The sequence below is a fragment of the Emcibacter nanhaiensis genome (genome assembly GCF_006385175.1).
Classification (GTDB): domain Bacteria; phylum Pseudomonadota; class Alphaproteobacteria; order Sphingomonadales; family Emcibacteraceae; genus Emcibacter; species Emcibacter nanhaiensis.
In genome coordinates this window covers 670,547-687,298 of sequence record NZ_VFIY01000018.1, presented here as the reverse complement: position 1 = coordinate 687,298, position 16,752 = coordinate 670,547, and the positions used below count along the sequence as shown (strand labels likewise).

Genomic DNA, 16,752 nt, shown 5'->3' with positions numbered 1-16,752 from the left:
ACCAGATGATCGACCTTGATAAATTCATTGCCATTGATGTGCATGTGCATGCGGAAGTGTCCTGCTGTGATCCCGAAGATCCGGTGATGAGCGAATTCATGGATGCCACGTCCAAATATTTCAAGGCTGATCGAAAGCGGCCCACCATTCCCGAGACCATCGAGCTGTACCGGGAGCAGAATGTGGCCTTTGTCATGTTTACGGTGGACATTGAATCCGCCTTCGGGGCAAAGCGCATCCGCAACGAGGAAATCGCCGAATTTGCCCGCGACAATTCAGATATCATGATCCCCTTTGCCTCCATCGATCCCCACAAGGGTAAATATGGCGCGCGGGAAGCCCGCATGCTGATCGAGGAATATGGCGTCAAGGGCTTCAAGTTCCATCCGCCGATGCAGGACTTCCATCCGTCCGACCGCATGGCCTATCCTTTGTATGAAGTGATTGCCGAATACAAGTTGCCGGCCGTGTTCCATACCGGCCATTCCGGCATGGGCACCGGCATGCCCGGTGGCGGCGGCGTGAAGCTGAAATACGGCCAGCCGATGCTGGTGGACGACGCGGCGGCCGATTTCCCGGATATGAAATTCATCATGGCACACCCGAGCTGGCCCTGGACCGATGAGAGCCTGTCCATGGCCCTGCACAAGGACAATGTGTTTATCGACCTGTCCGGCTGGTCGCCGAAATATTTCCCGCCGCAAGTGATCCGTTATGCCAACGGTCAGCTGCGGCACAAAATGCTGTTCGGCTCCGACTTCCCGCTGATCACGCCCCAGGCCTGGATCAAGGCCGCCAAGGAAGTGGGCTTCAAGGAAGAAGTGCTGCCGCTGATCCTCAAGGAAAATGCGGCCCGGGTCCTGGGTCTTAAGTAAGAGTTTCGGATCCGGAATGAACAACTTCACCCTCGACGGCAAGCATATCATCGTCACCGGTGGCTCCAGCGGCATCGGCCTGGGCGCGGCCAAGGTGATGGCCGGGCTTGGCGCGCGGGTCATGCTGGTGGCGCGCCGGGAAGCCAGGCTGGCCGAGGCGGTAGAGGAAATCCGCCAGGCCGGCGGTGAGGCGGACTATTATGCCGCCGACATGTCGGTGCGGGACCAGGTGATCGCCTCCATTGATGCCGCCGAGGAGCGTTTTGGTCCCGTTGACGGCCTGTTCGCCAACGCTGGTGCCGGCGGCCCCAGGGCCTCGATCGTTGACTATAGCGACGAAGACTTCGACGACATCATGACCCTGAACCTGAAAAGCCTGTTCTGGGCCATGAAGCGGGTGTTGCCGTCCATGATTGAGCGCCGGGACGGCGCTATCCTGGCCACCGGATCCCTGGCCAGCGAACGGGGCTTTTCCGATACGGTGGGCTATAACGCCTCCAAGCATGCGGTGCTGGGCGTGGTGCGTTCGGCCGCGGCCGAGGTAGCCCGCCACAACGTCCGGGTTAACTGCATCCTGCCGGGGGTGATTGAGTCCGAAATGCTGACCGACCTAGCCGACCAGCTGGGCGGCGGCAACTATGACGAAGGATTAAAAATAATAGGTCGCATGGCCCCGCAGGGGCGTGTGGGCACGTCAGAGGAATTAGGGAATGTGGCTGCTTTTCTGCTGTCCGATGCCGCCCGTTATGTAAACGGGCAGTCCTGGGCGGTTGATGGCGGCATTCTGGGAACAATCATTACTGGAGGATAGAGCATGGCTCTGAAATATTATCACGCGGAACCGGCGGCGAATTCGCTGAAGTCGATGATTCCGCTGAAGGAAAAGGGACTGGAGTTCGAAAGCGTTTATGTGGACCTGCATAAATTCGAACAGCATGAGGAATGGTTCATCAAGATCAATCCGGAAGGCCAGGTGCCGGTGCTGGACCATAACGGCACCATCATTACCCATACCACGGTGATCAATGAATATCTGGAAGACGTGTTTCCGGAAATCCCCCTGCGCCCCTATGATCCGGTGGGCAAGGCCCGCATGCGTTTCTGGAACAAATTCATTGACGAACATGTCATGAACCATGTGTCCATGCACGGCTGGCACCGCATGGTCGGTGTGATTGCCCGCGGCATCGAAAGCGGCGAATTCGAAAAGCTGATGGAGCGGATCCCGCTCGCCGACCAGCGCAAGAAATGGAAAACCGCCCGCGCCGGCTTTACCGAAGAACAGCTGGCGGACGCGACGGCCAAGATCGAGGCGGCTGTGGACAAAGTGGAAGACCAGCTCGGCAAGAGCGCTTGGCTGGCCGGCGACATGTATACCCTGGCCGACATCAACTTCTATTGCCATTGCGGCATGATGGTGGAACGCATGTTCCCGGAAATGGATATTCCGAACCGGGCGCCCCGGCTGGTGGAATGGCGTGATCGCATGACTGCCCGCCCCGGCGTGAAAGCGGCGCTGGAAATGCCGGACCATACCAATCCGGCGCTGCGCACCTTTACCGGCCACGCCAAATAAAACAGTTTACCAAATGAAAAGCCGGACGACGGATTGCCATCGTCCGGCTTTTTTGTTTGGTGAAAGGAAGAGGGCTATTCGCCCCGGGCTTCCTGGCGGGCCTTGCGGTAACTTTCCCGGCGGCCTTTTTCAAATTCAAGCCGTTGTTTGGCATTGTCGTCCAGATCTCCCATCGGCGGGAAAGCGGCAATGATTTCATCGAACACTTCCTGCAGCTCTTCCTTGAATTCCGGGTGGGAGAAAATATAGAAGCGGTTGGCCCGGATCGCGTCCAAAACCTTGGCGGCCACTTCATCGGGCTCCATGCCATACTGGTGCACATTGGCCAGCTGGTCGGTGAAGGCCTGGTTTTCCGGGGTGCCCCGGTTGGCAAGATTTTCCGGACGAACGGAATCACTGGCATAGATATAGCTTTTCACCAGGCCCGGACACAGCACGGAGACGCCGATGCCCTGGGGGGCGAGGCTGTAGCGCAGGGATTCGGACATGCCGCGCACGGCAAACTTTGAACAGTTATAGATGCCCGGCGCCGGACCGCACAGGAAGCTCGCCATCGACGCAGTGTTGACAATGTGCCCGCCGAGACCGCGTTCCTTCATGCGCGGGACAAAGGTCTGGATGCCGTTGATCACGCCATGCAGGTTGACGCCCAGCACCCAGTCCCAGTCGTCATAGGTGCTTTCGTCAATGGTCTGGAACAGGTTGATGCCGGCATTGTTGAACAGCAGCGAGACGGGGCCCATCTGTTCCTCGACCTCATCGGCTGTCCTGGCATATCCTTCACGGGACGCCACATCCAGCTTCACGCCCATGACGTTGCGGTTGTCCAGGGTCTTGAGCGCGGCTTCCAGGCTGTCTTCGCGGATGTCGGCGATGGCCACCTTGCAGCCCTCGTCGAGCAGCGCCCGGGCCAGACCAAGGCCGATGCCGTTGGCCCCGCCGGTGACGAAGGCGGTACGTCCTGCAAAATCCTTCATGTTACGTCTCCGTTATTTCTTCAGCTTCTTCTGCCGTTCCAGCTCATCCGCATGGGCCTGGTTGAAAAACAGCGGCGCAAAGACCTGTTTCAGTTCCTCATTCTGTGGCAGGTTGTCCGGCACGGCGGCGCGCATGGCCTGGGTGCGGGCCTCCACGCCCTCGGTGAATTCGCTGTGGGTCAGGATGTAAAGCTCGTCATTCTCGATGCCCTGGGCAACCCGCTCACCGATTTCTTCCTTGGTTTTATAGAGATGGAAGAAGTCACCGCCCTGCTGGCGCCGCTTGTCTGATTCTGCATAGCCGGTGTCGGACATAGAGTCCGGCCGGGTTTTGCCGGCCTCGGCGATATTGGACTGCACCGGACCCGGGCAGAAGGCGGAAACGATCACGCCCCGGCCTTCGAGCTCGGCGCGCATGGCTTCGGCCATGCCGATCACGGCCGCTTTCGAGGTGGTGTAAATCACCGTGCCCGGGTGGGGCAGGAAGCCGGACATGGACGCGGTGTTGACGATGTGGCCGCCTTCGCCGTGGGCGAGGATGCGCGGCAGCATGGTGACCACGCCATTGATGGTGCCGTCCAGGTTGACGCCCATGGTCCAGTCCCAGTCATCATAGCTGGCTTGCTCCACCGGTCCGACCACAGCGACGCCGGCATTGTTGACCAGGATGTGGATTTTGCCGAAACGTTCCTCGGCAGCGTCGGCGGCAGCCTTGAAGGCAGCCCGATCAGTGACGTCCAGCTTCAGGGCCAGCACCTTGTCCGGGCTGTTCAGTTCTTTCTGGGCGTCTTCCAGGTGATCATCGCGGATATCGGCGATGACCAGGTTCATACCGCGGCTGAGCAAGGCCTTGGCAATGCCGAGGCCGATCCCGCTGGCACCACCGGTGATAAAGGCAGTTTTGCCGGAAAGATTTTGCATTCAAATTCTCCTACATCTTTCGAATTTAAGTGAGCTGCCGAACTTATTCGGCGGCTTGTGGCTGAACTCCGGTTCCGTGCAGTTCCCGGATGGTGTCCGCATAGGGCTTGATCGCGATCCAGAGCACGATAATGGCGATCGGGCTGAACACCGCATAGCAGGTGGCCATAGCGTAGCCGATCTGCATTTCATCCTGGAACACATAGTTGGTGATCAGCGCCAGCACGGTCGGGCCAAGGCCATAGCCCAGCACATTGAAGCCAAACAGGACCAGGGCCGAAATCATGCCGCGCATGCGATTTGGGGTGGCCAGCTGGATGGCGGCATTCTGCGGGCCGAACAGAAAGGCGGTAAAAAACAGGCCGAAGGCGAAAAGCCCTGCAGACATCCAGCCCTGCGGCATCAGCGGGGCGGCGATATTAAACGGCAGGCTGATGATCAGGGCAAACATGACCACCCGCATGTTGGCGTCGGCCCGGCCTTCCCGGGTCCAGCGTTCCGCCATCATGCTGCCGAGCATGGCGCCGAACGGCATAACGACAATGAAGGTCAGGCCCGATACCAGGCCAACGGTTTCCACGGCCCAGCCATAGGTGCGCATGAAAAAGGTCGGGCCCCAGCTGGCGTGTCCCACGGCAACGATGGTGTTGAGCGCGATGCCGATAATCAACGGCGCATACATCCATCTCTTATCCTTGAGGAAATCTTTGACTTCACCCAGTGAGGGGGGTGCGCCCTCGACCCGCCGAACTGGTTCCCGGACGGTCAGCATCATCAGACCGACAATGATGCCGGGGATGCCGACCAGGATGAAAGCCAGCTGCCAGACCCGCAGTTCGCCGATCAGGGGCAGGGTGAAGGAGGACGCGTTGGCAGCCAGGATACCGATGATGGTTCCACCGACGAGGATCGCCAGCCCGTTACCGGCGATAAAGCCGAAATTGAGAAAGGCGATGGCGCGGGGCAGCTTGTGCGGCGGGAAATAGTCGCCGAGCAGGGAATAGCTTGCCGGCCCGGTACAGGATTCACCGATGCCGACGCTGACCCGGAAGGCAAACAGCATGGCAAAACTTTTGGCGAAGCCGCACAGCGCCGTGGCGCCGCCCCACAGGGCCATGCCGATGGCGATCAGGTTCCTTCGGTTTCCGTGGTCGGCATAGCGGGCAATGGGAATGCCGGCGAACATGTAAAACAGGACAAAGGCAAAGCCCATGATCAGGCTTAGCTGGGTATCGGTCAGCTGCAGGTCGGCCTTGATGTTCGGGACCAGCAGGGCGATGATGCCGCGATCGAGGAAATTCACAAAAAGCGACAGCGTCAAGACAAACACAGCATACCAGCCGCGTCGCGCGCTCGGCCAGTCCGGCTCCACATGTACAGTATCCAGATTCTGAGTGTCCATAGGTCCATCGACCTCCCTTAATAAGACTAAAGCTGTTCCCTAACTTTTATATTTTTGCATGCAATATATACTAACAGCTGTTATCGTTTTCTCAAAATCTGTTAGCAGTGCATATAAATGTCTTATAGCAATATCAGTTAGTATTGCATACTAATTTTTTTTGGTATAAGTCTTTTTGTAATACTGTTCCGCCCGATTGGGAGTGAGGCGGAAAACATAATAACACAGGAGCGCATCAATGTCTGAATCAGATCGCATCAGGGCACTGGAGAACCAGGTGGCCGAGCTGACCCGTCGCTTGACCGTCCGGGAGGATGAGCAGGCCGTTCGCAAACTGCATCATCTCTACGGATACCTTATCGATAAGTGCCTTTACAACGAGACCGTCGAGCTGTTTACCGAAGACTGTGAAGTGCATTTCTTCGGCGGCATTTACAAAGGCCATGCCGGGGCCCGCCGCCTTTATGTGGAGCGGTTCCAGAAAAATTTCACGCACGGCAACAACGGTCCCATTGACGGATTTCTCCTTGATCATCCGCAGCTTCAGGATATCGTTGATATTCAGGATGACGGGGTGACGGCCCTGGGGCGTTTCCGCTGTATGATGCAGGCCGGACGCCACAAGGATTACGGCGAACCCCGCCAATGGTGGGAAGGCGGTTTGTACGAAAATGTATACAAGAAGGTAGATGGTGTCTGGCGGATTCATGTGCTGAATTACTGTCCCCAGTGGCATGCCGATTTCGAAACCGGCTGGGCCAATACCCGTCCGCAGTATGTGCCGTTCCTGGATACCACCTATCCGGAAGACCCGACCGGGCCTGACGAACTGAAAAAGGATGTCTGGCTGTGGCCGACTCACAAGGTGGTGCCGTTCCACAATGTGCATCCGGTAACCAAGCAACCCATCGTGCCGGAACGCTGGCAAGGTGATATCGATCGCGAAAAGGCAGAAAAATGAGCGACTATCCTTCACTATATATGATTATTGATGGTGAACGCGTGTCCGGTGGCGGGCGGCGCACCCATCAGGTGGTTAATCCGGCGACCGAGGAACCCCTTGGCGAGTTGCCGCTGGCCAATGCCGATGACCTTGACCGGGCCCTTGAGGCGGCGGATCGCGGTTTCAAAATCTGGAAGAAGTCCACCCCGCAGGAACGTGCTGCCGTGCTGCAGGGCGCGGCCCGCCTGCTCAGGGAACGGGCCGATGACCTGGCGCGCCATGCCACCATGGAGGAAGGCAAGCCGTTCGGCGAGGCGCGGATCGAGGTGATGATCGGCGCCGGCCTGTTTGATTTTTATGCAGGCGAGTGCCAGCGCATTTACGGCCGTATACTGACCCGTCCCGAAGGTGGACAGCGCTCCATGGTCACCAAGGTGCCGGTCGGACCGGTGGCGGCTTTTGCCCCCTGGAACTTCCCGCTTGGCAATCCGGCCCGCAAGCTCGGCGCCCCCATTGCCGCCGGCTGTTCGGTCATTATGAAGGCGGCCGAGGAAGCCCCGGCTTCCGCGCTGGGAATCCTGCAGGCACTGCTGGATGCAGGCCTGCCCAAAGAGGCGGCCCAGGCTGTCTTCGGGGTGCCGGATGAAGTATCTCGTCATCTGCTGGCCTCGCCCATTATCCGCAAGCTGTCCTTTACCGGCTCGACCGTGGTCGGCAAGCATCTGGCCAAGCTTGCGGCAGAAGATATGAAGCGGACCACCCTGGAACTGGGCGGTCATGGTCCGGTGCTGGTGTTCAAGGATGCTGACGTCGACCAGGCGCTTGACGTCATGGCGGCCCACAAGTTCCGCAATGCCGGACAGGTCTGCGTCTCTTCCACCCGCTTTATCGTGCAGGAAGACATTTACGAGCGTTTTGTCAAAGGCTTTACCGAACGGGCGGAAGCCGTCAGGGTCGGCAACGGCCTGGACCCGGATACCCAGATGGGGCCGATGGCCAATCCCCGCCGGCCCGAGGCCATGGAGCAGCTGATCGGTGATGCGATGGATGCTGGCGCCAAACTGCATACCGGCGGTAAGCGGATCGGCAACCAGGGCTATTTCTATGCCCCGACCGTCCTGTCCGATATCCCCCTTGATACCCGGATCATGAACGAGGAACCGTTCGGTCCGGTGGCCCTGATCAATCCCTTCAAGACCGAGGAAGAAGCAATCGCCGAAGCCAACCGCCTGCCATACGGTCTGGCCGGATATGCCTGGACCCGGGACAGCGCCCGGCAGCGGCGGCTGGCCGAAGAGATCGAGGTCGGCATGCTGGGGATTAACTCGGTGATGATCGCCGGGGCGGATACGCCGTTCGGTGGCGTCAAATGGTCCGGTCATGGCTGTGAAGACGGTCCGGAAGGCCTGGATGCCTGTCTGGTGATGAAAACCGTCCACGAGGGATAACTGACATGACACATGAACTGAAAACCGGCGGCGATCGCGGCTACCTGCGCATTGCCACCGAGGAAGCCTTTGCCACCCGGGAACAGATTGACGCCTACCTGCGCATGGTCAGGGACGGCACCGCCGACAAGGGTATGGTGTCGCTGTGGGGCTTTTATGCGACGTCCCCGTCCGAGCGGGCCATGCTGATCATGGACCGGCTGCTGGATCTGGACCAGCGGCGCCTGGCCGATATGGATTCCACCGGCATTGACGTCGCGATCCTGTCGCTGACGTCCCCCGGCGTCCAGCCGCTGCTGGATGCTGAGGAAGCCAAAGGCATGGTACGTCGGGCCAATGACTATCTGGCCGAACGGTGCGAGGCTCATCCGACCCGCTTTGTCGGCATGACCAGCATTGCGCCGCAGGACCCGGAGTGGAGCGCGGCGGAAATCAAACGCGGCGCCGACCTTGGCTTCAAGGGCGTGATGGTCAACAGCCATACCCAGGGCGAATATCTGGATGAGGAGAAATTCGATCCCATCTTCCGCGCTCTGGCGGAGACCGGCCAGCCGCTCTATATCCATCCCCAGACCCCGCCGGACAGCATGATTGATCCGATGCTGGAAGCCGGGCTCGACGGCGCCATTTTCGGTTTCGGGGTGGAAACCGGCATGCACCTGCTGCGCCTGATCACCATCGGCATCTTTGACAAATACCCGGATCTGCAGATCATCGTCGGCCATATGGGCGAAGCTTTACCCTACTGGCTGTATCGTCTCGACTATATGCATCAGGCGGGGGTGCGCGCCAAGCGCTATGAGCGCATGAAACCCCTGAAAAAGACCATCCAGGGCTATATGCAGTCCAACGTCTGTGTCACCACCAGCGGCATGGCCTGGGAACCGGCCATCAAGTTTGCCCAGAACGTGCTGGGGGAAGACCGGGTCATGTATGCCATGGATTACCCCTATGAATATGTGGCTGATGAAGTGCGGGCCCATGACCTGCTTGATGTGTCGGACGAGACGAAGAAGAAGCTGATGCAGACAAATGCGGAGCGAGTCTTTAATCTGAAGTAATAAAGGCGCTCGGGGGAGGGCGATTTAGGGACAAGTATAAAAGGGAAGACAATGAAAGATAATGTCACACCGCAGCTGGGCGGCAGGACAGCATGGTATATTCTGGCCCTGGTCGGCCTGTGTCAGGCCATGTCCATGGTGGACCGGCAGATCCTGGCCATCCTGATGCCGCGCATCAAGGAAGACCTCCATATCGGCGATGCGGAAATGGGGCTGCTGTACGGAACTGTCTTTGCGCTGTTTTATGCTGTTTTCTCGCTGCCGCTCGGCCGCCTCGCCGATGGCTGGGTCCGGACCAAACTGCTTGGCCTGTCTATCTTCGGCTGGTCAATCATGACCGCGCTCGGCGGCATGGCCAACGGGTTCGGCCTGCTCGCCATTTCCCGCCTCGGGGTCGGCGTGGGCGAGGCCAGCGTACAGCCGGCCGGCATGTCCCTGGTCTCTGATGTGTTCCCGAAACGGCAGCGGGGCACGGTGACGGCGATTATCGCCGCGTCCATCGCCCTTGGCCTCGGCGGTGCCCTGACCGTCGGTGGCGCGGTCGCTGATGCCTGGGATGCGGCCTGGCCGGACGGCAATGCCCCGCTTGGCCTGCGCGACTGGCAGGCAGCATTTCTTGTCGCTTCCCTTCCCGGCCTGATCCTCGGCTATCTGATGTATCGCACCAAGGAACCGCGGCGCGGGCTTGCCGACGGTATCGATCATCATGACGAACCGCATCCGTTCCGGGAGAGCTGGCTGACTCTGACTTCGATCCTGCCCGGCCTGGTCTGGGCCACCATGAGCCGCCTGAAAGCCGGGGCCCGGGACTGGGCTGTCAATATCGGCGGCCTGGCGGCCATCATCCTGGCCGCGACCGGGATGATCACCTGGACCAATGGCCTCAGGGAAGAAAACCCGGTCGCTCTGTCGATCGGTTCCTTGAATCTTGGCGGTAATGAGCTGCAGTGGATGGTGATCGGTTTCGGCAGCTATGTCATCCTGTGCTGGATGCAGTCCCTCAAGCTTCGTGACAAGCCGTCCTTTGAACTGATCGTCAAGACCCCGTCCATGATCATGGTGATTGTCATTGTCGCCCTGCAGACCATAATCAATTACGGGGTCATGGCCTGGACGGCGACCCATCTGATCACGGCCTTCGGCCAGAAACCCACCGAAGTGGGACTGGTGTTCGGTCCCATGATCGCCGCCATCGGCATTATCGGGCCGCTGATTGCCGGGCCGGTGTCCGACTGGGCCAACAGCCGCTTCGCCGGTGGCCGCCTTTATGTCACCTTTGCTTCGCTGGCGCTGTCCCTGCCGCTGGCGATCATCACCTTCATGTCCAAATCGGTCGAGATGTTCTATTTCAGTTTTGCCTGCTACGGCCTGATCCTGACCATGTGGCTGCCGCCGTTCTACGCCACCCTGATGGACCTGGTGCTGCCGCGCATGCGCGGCACGGTGATGAGCTATTATATCCTGACCATGACCATTTTCGGCCTTGGCCTCGGTCCCTATGTGATCGGCCTGATGAGCGACATCAACGGCGGCGACCTGGCCGGGGCGATCCTCAATCTTTACTGGATCTCGCCGTTTCTGATCCTGTTGACCTTTGTTCTGATCCGGCGGCTGCCGAAGGATGAGGCGACGCTTCTGGATCGGGCCCGGGCGGCCGGGGAAAAGGTTTGATTCCCAATTTGGAAAGGGGAGATTATGCTGAACCGAGTTAAAAGAAGTTGTTGGGGGTTTCTGGCAGTCTTTGCTGTTTTCGGATCCGGGGCTATGGCCCATGCCAACAACTGTGCCGACCTTAAATCGCTCGACCTTCCCGATGTCCGCATAACGGTGGCAGAGGATATCCCGGGGGGCGAGGCGTGGCCATTCCCTTCATCCGTGTTCAATTTTCTGGCCGGACCCAACCCGGGGACAGATGCGGCCTTCTGTCGGGTGGCAGGTGTCATTGAAAAGGAAATCGGCTTTGAGGTCTGGCTGCCACTCGACTGGAATGACCGCTTTCAGGCCGTCGGCAACGGCGGCTTTTCGGGCGGGTTGAACTTTCCGGCCATGAACGAAGCGGTGATGCGCGGTTTCGCCACGGCCTCCACCGACACCGGCCATGTCACGCCGGACCATATGTTTGATGTCAGCTGGATCAGGGGCCATCCGGACCGGGTGGAAAATTTCGGCCACCGGGCCCACCATCTCCTGGCGGTCACTGCCAAGAAAATCATTGCCGTCCATTACGGCAAGGGGCCAAAGAAATCCTATTATATGGGCTGTTCCTCCGGTGGCTGGCAGGGATTGACGGAAGCCCAGAAATATCCGGACGACTATGACGGCATTGTCGCCGGGGCCCCGGCCAATAATTTCGTCCGGCTGCAGAGCCGCGACTTCTGGGTCAATGCCATGAAACGGGCCAATCCGGAGGGCATGTTTGGAAAGCCGGAAGTGGAGCTGCTGATTGCCGCGGCTTATGCCAAATGCGATCCGGTGGACGGGGTTAAGGACGGTATCATCAGCCAGCCGCGAAGCTGCGATTTCTCGGCCCGGGAGCTGGTCTGTAAAAAGGATCAGACCGAAGGCTGCCTGACCCAGGCGCAGACAGATCTGGCGGATAAACTTTACGGCCCCGAAAAGACCCCCAAAGGGCTTTCGGTATATCCCGGCAACGCCTATGGCGCGACCCCGTTCCTGTGGGTGCCGGTAATCGACCAGAAGCTGGCCCTTACCGAAATCGTCACCGAGGATCAGCGGGACTGGACTCCGGAAACCTTCGATCCGGATCGCGATATTCCCGCACTGGACAAAAGGCTCGGGGACAGTCTCTCCGCCTGGAAGACGGATTTGTCAGCCTATAAAGCCCGGGGCGGCAAGCTGATCACCTATCATGGCTGGACCGATCCCTGGCTGTCTCCCTACAACACAGTGGACTATTACCAGCAGGTGACAAAAACCATGGGGGCCGAGACGCAGGATGAATTTTTCCGCCTGTTTATGGTGCCGGGCATGGATCATTGTCGCGGCGGGGTGGGGCCCAATCGTTTCGACATGATCGGGGCGATCATGAAATGGGTCGAGCAAGGCGAGGCTCCGGACCGGGTGATTGCCACGGGCGTTGACAAGGAAGGCGCCGTGGTCAGAACCCGGCCGCTGTGTCCCTATCCGCAGGTGGCGGTTTATAAAGGCGAAGGGGATACGGATCAGGCAGGGAGTTTCGAGTGCCGCGCATCTGAATAAAGGTATTCACACCTAAAAAACAAGCCCGCTGCAGCAGGAGCGGGCTTGTTGTGCATTTAACGATGATCTGTTTGCTTACACGTCGCCGATGACATCCGCATCGGCCCAGTTGCCGTGCAGGCCGAAGCGCAGCCGGATCGGGATCCTGGCGGTGGCGACAGGGCCTTTCTCAATGTCCAGGGCGTCGAAGATCAGCAGGTCGCTGCGATGGTCCTCGAGCCGGTTGCAGATCTGGACGATCCAGCCGTCGCCTTCCGGGGCGTCCTTTGAGCGGGGCACGAAGCAAGGCTCCTGCAGGCTTGACACCGGGCCGCACCACCAATGCTGTTCCTTGCCTGTCTCGAAGTCCTTGAAGAACAGGCAGTTCATCAGTACCCCGCCGGCGCTGCCGCCCTTGAGCTCGACCGGGCGGCTCATGTCGATCTCGAGGCCCCAGCCGTAGCGGGTCTTCTGGCCGGTGAAGCGATCGTCGATCCGCGGGAATTCCGAGACCGTCTCGGTCAGTGGAGTAATCGCGTCGAATTCCTCACCGTTCGAGGCGAGATCGACGGTCCAGTCGGTCAGCCGCGTCATGGCCTCCATCGGCTTGAAGGGCTCGCCATGCACGTCAGGAAAGAAGGGGAAGAAATTGTTCTTCGATTCCGGGATGACGAAGTGGATCTTGGTCCCCTCCTGCCAGGCATTCAGCACATGCGAGCCGAAGCAGTTGTCGCGCTTGAACCAGCGGATGTCTTCCTGTTCGAGTCCGCTGCGCCGCGGGATGATGCCGAGATAGACGGGGAGGGTGGTGTCAAAGCCGAAATGGGGCAGGCCCTGTTCCAGCCGCTCCCAGCTTCCGATAGAGGGCACAATATGCAGCACGAGATAATCCTCGGTAATCCCGAAATCATGCATCATGCAGTAATAGGGGACCTTGAACCATTCCTCGCGGATCAGCTCTCCGGACGGGGATATCTCCATATAGGAGACATCGTCGGTGCACAGGCCGCTGGCGGCATAGCCGATGGCGACCATGTTGCCGGTCTTCGGATCGATCTTGGGATGGGCGGTGAAGGTCTGGCTTTTCATCGCCCCGTCCCAGGTCGCGAAAGTGTCGCTTTCCAGTGTGACCGGATCCATCAGCAGGCTGGGGCTGTCTTCCTTCATCGCCCAGAGCTTGCCGGCGAAGATGAAAGCATTGGTATTGGCGGTGCTGCGAATCTTGCCCTTGACGCTGGGGTCATCGGTCAGCGGATTGCGGTAGGCGCCAAACAAGGCGTGGCCGGCTTCATTCTCCAGCTTCCATTTGTCGGTCTTGGCCCAGCGCTGGCGCAGGCTGACGATACCGTCCTTGATCCGGAATTGGGTGATCATGCCGTCGCCGTTAAAGGCGATGTCGTCGCCCAGCCTGGGCGGAAACTGGGGATCCGGCTGGACCCGGTAGAAGGCGCCGTTCATTTCGGCGGGTACTTCGCCTTCAATGTCCAGGTCGATAATGTCGGCCTCGATGCGTGCAGGGGTGTTAAAGCCGGTAAAGCTCGGCGTGTCTGGAAAATGCGTCATCTGGGAACCTCCCGCTCTCTAGTTTGCCTGAAAACCCTATATTTCTTATTAGTATGTGTAACAAACTATTTTAGGAAAGTGATACTGAATTTTAAAAAACATATCAAGTGTTATGTTTGTAACGTTTTGCTGCATTTACAGGCTTGCGTTGGGAGCTGTTGCATTATACCATAATGTATCCCAGAACGGCGAAAAAATCGAATTAACTGATAATATATGGGAAATAGGCGATTAAAATGGATACAAAGTGCAGTATCTCCTTTGGTGTGTCACGGTGGTTAATCGCAAAAATGAATGACAAAAATGACACAATGAAAACAAATGTTATATAGCAGTCTTGCCAAAATTCGTTAGTATGTTATACAAACAGATAAGCGCCATAAAGGCGCTGGCTTAAATAATAAAGCCAATAGGGAAGCAAATCTATCGGGAGACAATCTTATGACGAGATGTCTTGAGTCAATTATGGGAGGTTTTTCTATGACATCGATAAAGCTTAATGGCAGAAAACACTATCGCGCCGGCATGGTATCCCTTGCTGCGTTGATGGCGTTGGGTTCAGCGACTTCTGCCGTCGCACAGGAAGAAAACGAAGTAATGACCCTGGAGGAGATTGTGGTTACGGCCCAGTTCCGTGAACAGAATCTTCAGGAAACACCGCTGGCGATCACCGCCGTTTCCGGCGAAATGATGGAAGCCCGCAGCCAGGTCAACATCGTTGATGTTGCTGTTCAGGCGCCGAGCGTATACTTCATTCAGGCTGGCGCCGCTTTCGGCCCCTCACTGGGCGGTGAAATCCGCGGCGTCGGGCAGTTTGACTTTAACCCGGCGTACGAGCCCGGCGTGGGTATCTATGTGGATGACGTTTACTATCCGATCCTGACCGGTTCCGTTATGGATCTTCTGGATCTGGAGCGGGTCGAGATTCTGCGCGGACCGCAGGGAACGTTGACCGGCCGTAACTCCATCGGTGGTGCTGTGAAACTGGTATCTCGTCGTCCTACTGGAGAAAGCCAGGGTTATGTTAGCGCGAGCTACGGCAGCCGCGACCTGATCGATATTCGCGGCAGTGCAGATTTCACTCTCTCCGAAGGACTGTATGCCCGCGTATCCGGCGTTCACAAGGAACAAAAAGGTTGGGTTGACCGGGTAGACTATGGCTGCGCCAATCCGGGCAATCCGGAAGGTATTGCTGCACTTCTGGCATCCGGCGGCGGGCGCTGTAACTTTGACAGCTTGGGCGGCGAAGGTTATTCAGCCCTGCGTGGGATGGTGAACTACGCCCCTGATGACAAGCTGAATATCCTGATTACGGCTGATGTCACAAACGTAGACCGGACGGCTGCGGCGGATGTGGTTACCGTAAGTGATTTCAACCCGAACATGATTTGCGGACCAACCTGTACCTATGCAAATTACTATCTGCCGGCAACGGAAACATCTGCGGCGAATATTCTTGATCCGCGCAGCCGCTTTAAAGGCTGGGGCGTGTCAGCAAATATCGACTATGCGATTTCCGATACCCTGCAGCTGCAGTCCATCACGGCCTACCGTGAATTTAACGCCAAATGGGGTACCGATGACGACTCCACGGCGGATCCCGCCTTTGGCGCCGGCGGCTGGAACGATATGTCGCACGATTTCTTCAGTCAGGAAATCCGCCTGAACGGTCAAGTCTCTGAAGGGATCGACTTCACGGTTGGTGCGTTCTATTCCGATCAGCTGACCACCTATTATACGATTCAGGATATTCGCTATATCCCGGGATTTGCCCTGCAGTTCCAGGGTAACGACCCGGTAAATGCGGACAGTTTTGCCGTCTTTGGTACGGTGATTGCAAGTGTAACTGACGACCTGACCATCACGGCTGGTGTGCGTTATACTGAGGAAAGCAAGGACTATACCTTTGTCCGCAAGAACTATGACGGCACGGTAAGTTTCGCACTGGGCTCCCTCGACGGAGTGACGGCTGAATATAGCGGTGACCAGGTCGACTATCGTGTGACGGTAGACTATAAATTCACCGATACGTTCATGGGGTATGCGACCATCTCCACCGGCTTTAAAGGTGGTGGGGTTACCGCCCGTCCGTTTAACGCCACCCAGGCCCTGGAAGGTTCATTCGATCCTGAAACCCTTACCAACTATGAGCTTGGTTTCAAGGCTGAGCCGATGGAAAATGTCCGCCTGAATATGGCTGTGTTCTATAACGACTACACCGATCTGCAGATTCCGATCAGTGACTGTACCGCTTATGGCGGCGGCCCCTGTGGCGTGGTTCTCAACGGCGGCGATGCTGAATTCTGGGGTGTTGAAGCTGAGTTGGAAGCCCAGCCTGTAGATGGCCTGAGCATCAATGCCTCCGTCAGCTATATCGACACCAAATGGAACCGGGTCGATGAGCGGGCAACCAGCATCAACATTGAAGACCGGGTAAGCTCTACACCGTCTTGGCAGGCAAGTTTTGGCATTCAGTATGAAGCCGATCTTGGCGACAACGGCAGCATTACGCCGCGCTTTGATGTGACCTACATTGATAAGCGGTTTGTTGGCCGTGGCCTCGGCGATCCTGCTTTTCTACCAAGTTATACTCTTGGCAACGCCCGTCTGACCTGGCGCAATGCCGACCAGGACCTGGCTGTCTCTCTGGCGGTGACCAACCTGTTTGACGAATATTACAAGACGTCTCAGTTCTCTGCCCTGTACGGCTTCACAGGCGTTTCTTACGACACTCTCGGCAAACCGCGTGAGTGGATGCTGAATGTGAAAAAGGACTTCTAAGTCTTGA

Annotated in this window: 13 protein-coding genes; 9 read left to right on the top strand and 4 right to left on the bottom strand. The window is 57.9% G+C overall.

All coding sequences use genetic code 11. The annotated features are described in order from the left end of the window. Positions 1 to 5 precede the first annotated feature (5 nt). The 3 genes from FIV46_RS17410 to FIV46_RS17400 are packed head-to-tail and all read left to right on the top strand — an operon-like array spanning position 6 to position 2,451. Positions 6 to 875: an amidohydrolase family protein gene (locus FIV46_RS17410; protein WP_181163292.1), complete on the top strand. Its 870-nt coding sequence runs from the start codon at positions 6 to 8 to the stop codon at positions 873 to 875. Positions 876 to 891: 16 nt separating this feature from the next. Then, the gene (locus FIV46_RS17405) at positions 892 to 1,686 is read left to right on the top strand and encodes an SDR family NAD(P)-dependent oxidoreductase (protein ID WP_139942191.1); all 795 of its coding nucleotides are present in this window, start codon (positions 892 to 894) and stop codon (positions 1,684 to 1,686) included. A 3-nt stretch (positions 1,687 to 1,689) separates the two neighbouring features. Continuing rightward, positions 1,690 to 2,451, top strand: coding sequence for a glutathione S-transferase family protein (locus FIV46_RS17400; RefSeq protein ID WP_139942190.1), 762 nt, complete (start codon positions 1,690 to 1,692; stop codon positions 2,449 to 2,451). A gap of 74 nt (positions 2,452 to 2,525) precedes the next feature. On the opposite strand, the gene FIV46_RS17395 is transcribed toward FIV46_RS17400, so the two are convergent. From FIV46_RS17395 to FIV46_RS17385, 3 genes are read right to left on the bottom strand one after another with little or no spacing between them, the layout of a single operon-like run. After that, entirely contained in the window at positions 2,526 to 3,428 is a 903-nt protein-coding gene (locus tag FIV46_RS17395; protein WP_139942189.1) for an SDR family NAD(P)-dependent oxidoreductase, read from the bottom strand. A 12-nt stretch (positions 3,429 to 3,440) separates the two neighbouring features. Then, entirely contained in the window at positions 3,441 to 4,349 is a 909-nt protein-coding gene (locus FIV46_RS17390; protein ID WP_139942188.1) for an SDR family oxidoreductase, read from the bottom strand. Between the two features lie 43 nt (positions 4,350 to 4,392). Next, on the bottom strand, positions 4,393 to 5,751 hold the full coding sequence (locus FIV46_RS17385) for a spinster family MFS transporter (protein WP_139942187.1): 1,359 nt from the start codon (positions 5,749 to 5,751) through the stop codon (positions 4,393 to 4,395). Positions 5,752 to 5,989: 238 nt separating this feature from the next. Between FIV46_RS17385 and FIV46_RS17380 the strand changes: the two genes are divergently transcribed. From FIV46_RS17380 to FIV46_RS17360, 5 genes are all read left to right on the top strand, one after another. Further along, positions 5,990 to 6,712, top strand: coding sequence for a nuclear transport factor 2 family protein (locus FIV46_RS17380; protein ID WP_139942186.1), 723 nt, complete (start codon positions 5,990 to 5,992; stop codon positions 6,710 to 6,712). Next, positions 6,709 to 8,142: an NAD-dependent succinate-semialdehyde dehydrogenase gene (locus FIV46_RS17375; protein WP_139942185.1), complete on the top strand. Its 1,434-nt coding sequence runs from the start codon at positions 6,709 to 6,711 to the stop codon at positions 8,140 to 8,142. The genes FIV46_RS17380 and FIV46_RS17375 overlap by 4 nt, the downstream gene beginning before the upstream one ends. Before the next feature lie 5 nt (positions 8,143 to 8,147). Further along, on the top strand, positions 8,148 to 9,203 hold the full coding sequence (locus FIV46_RS17370) for an amidohydrolase family protein (RefSeq protein WP_139942184.1): 1,056 nt from the start codon (positions 8,148 to 8,150) through the stop codon (positions 9,201 to 9,203). Between the two features lie 51 nt (positions 9,204 to 9,254). Then, the gene (locus tag FIV46_RS17365; RefSeq protein ID WP_139942183.1) at positions 9,255 to 10,874 is read left to right on the top strand and encodes an MFS transporter; all 1,620 of its coding nucleotides are present in this window, start codon (positions 9,255 to 9,257) and stop codon (positions 10,872 to 10,874) included. Between the two features lie 93 nt (positions 10,875 to 10,967). Next, the gene (locus FIV46_RS17360) at positions 10,968 to 12,422 is read left to right on the top strand and encodes a tannase/feruloyl esterase family alpha/beta hydrolase (protein ID WP_181163291.1); all 1,455 of its coding nucleotides are present in this window, start codon (positions 10,968 to 10,970) and stop codon (positions 12,420 to 12,422) included. A 75-nt stretch (positions 12,423 to 12,497) separates the two neighbouring features. Here the strand turns inward: FIV46_RS17360 and FIV46_RS17355 are convergent, their stop codons facing one another. Then, complete coding sequence (locus tag FIV46_RS17355) at positions 12,498 to 13,964, bottom strand: lignostilbene-alpha,beta-dioxygenase (RefSeq protein WP_139942181.1); 1,467 nt, start codon at positions 13,962 to 13,964, stop codon at positions 12,498 to 12,500. A 480-nt stretch (positions 13,965 to 14,444) separates the two neighbouring features. On the opposite strand from FIV46_RS17355, the gene FIV46_RS17350 reads away from it, so the two are divergent. Beyond that, positions 14,445 to 16,745: a TonB-dependent receptor gene (locus FIV46_RS17350; protein WP_139942180.1), complete on the top strand. Its 2,301-nt coding sequence runs from the start codon at positions 14,445 to 14,447 to the stop codon at positions 16,743 to 16,745. Positions 16,746 to 16,752 lie beyond the last annotated feature (7 nt).

Bases quoted from the DNA above. Each gene is read 5' to 3' on its own strand.
- FIV46_RS17380 (WP_139942186.1), top strand. From the start codon at position 5,990: ATGTCTGAATCAGATCGCATCAGGGCACTGGAGAACCAGGTGGCCGAG.
- FIV46_RS17395 (WP_139942189.1), bottom strand. From the start codon at position 3,428: ATGAAGGATTTTGCAGGACGTACCGCCTTCGTCACCGGCGGGGCCAAC.
- FIV46_RS17350 (WP_139942180.1), top strand. From the start codon at position 14,445: ATGACATCGATAAAGCTTAATGGCAGAAAACACTATCGCGCCGGCATG.
- FIV46_RS17365 (WP_139942183.1), top strand. From the start codon at position 9,255: ATGAAAGATAATGTCACACCGCAGCTGGGCGGCAGGACAGCATGGTAT.
- FIV46_RS17360 (WP_181163291.1), top strand. From the start codon at position 10,968: ATGGCCCATGCCAACAACTGTGCCGACCTTAAATCGCTCGACCTTCCC.
- FIV46_RS17390 (WP_139942188.1), bottom strand. From the start codon at position 4,349: ATGCAAAATCTTTCCGGCAAAACTGCCTTTATCACCGGTGGTGCCAGC.
- FIV46_RS17385 (WP_139942187.1), bottom strand. From the start codon at position 5,751: ATGGACACTCAGAATCTGGATACTGTACATGTGGAGCCGGACTGGCCG.
- FIV46_RS17375 (WP_139942185.1), top strand. From the start codon at position 6,709: ATGAGCGACTATCCTTCACTATATATGATTATTGATGGTGAACGCGTG.
- FIV46_RS17370 (WP_139942184.1), top strand. From the start codon at position 8,148: ATGACACATGAACTGAAAACCGGCGGCGATCGCGGCTACCTGCGCATT.
- FIV46_RS17405 (WP_139942191.1), top strand. From the start codon at position 892: ATGAACAACTTCACCCTCGACGGCAAGCATATCATCGTCACCGGTGGC.
- FIV46_RS17355 (WP_139942181.1), bottom strand. From the start codon at position 13,964: ATGACGCATTTTCCAGACACGCCGAGCTTTACCGGCTTTAACACCCCT.
- FIV46_RS17410 (WP_181163292.1), top strand. From the start codon at position 6: ATGATCGACCTTGATAAATTCATTGCCATTGATGTGCATGTGCATGCG.
- FIV46_RS17400 (WP_139942190.1), top strand. From the start codon at position 1,690: ATGGCTCTGAAATATTATCACGCGGAACCGGCGGCGAATTCGCTGAAG.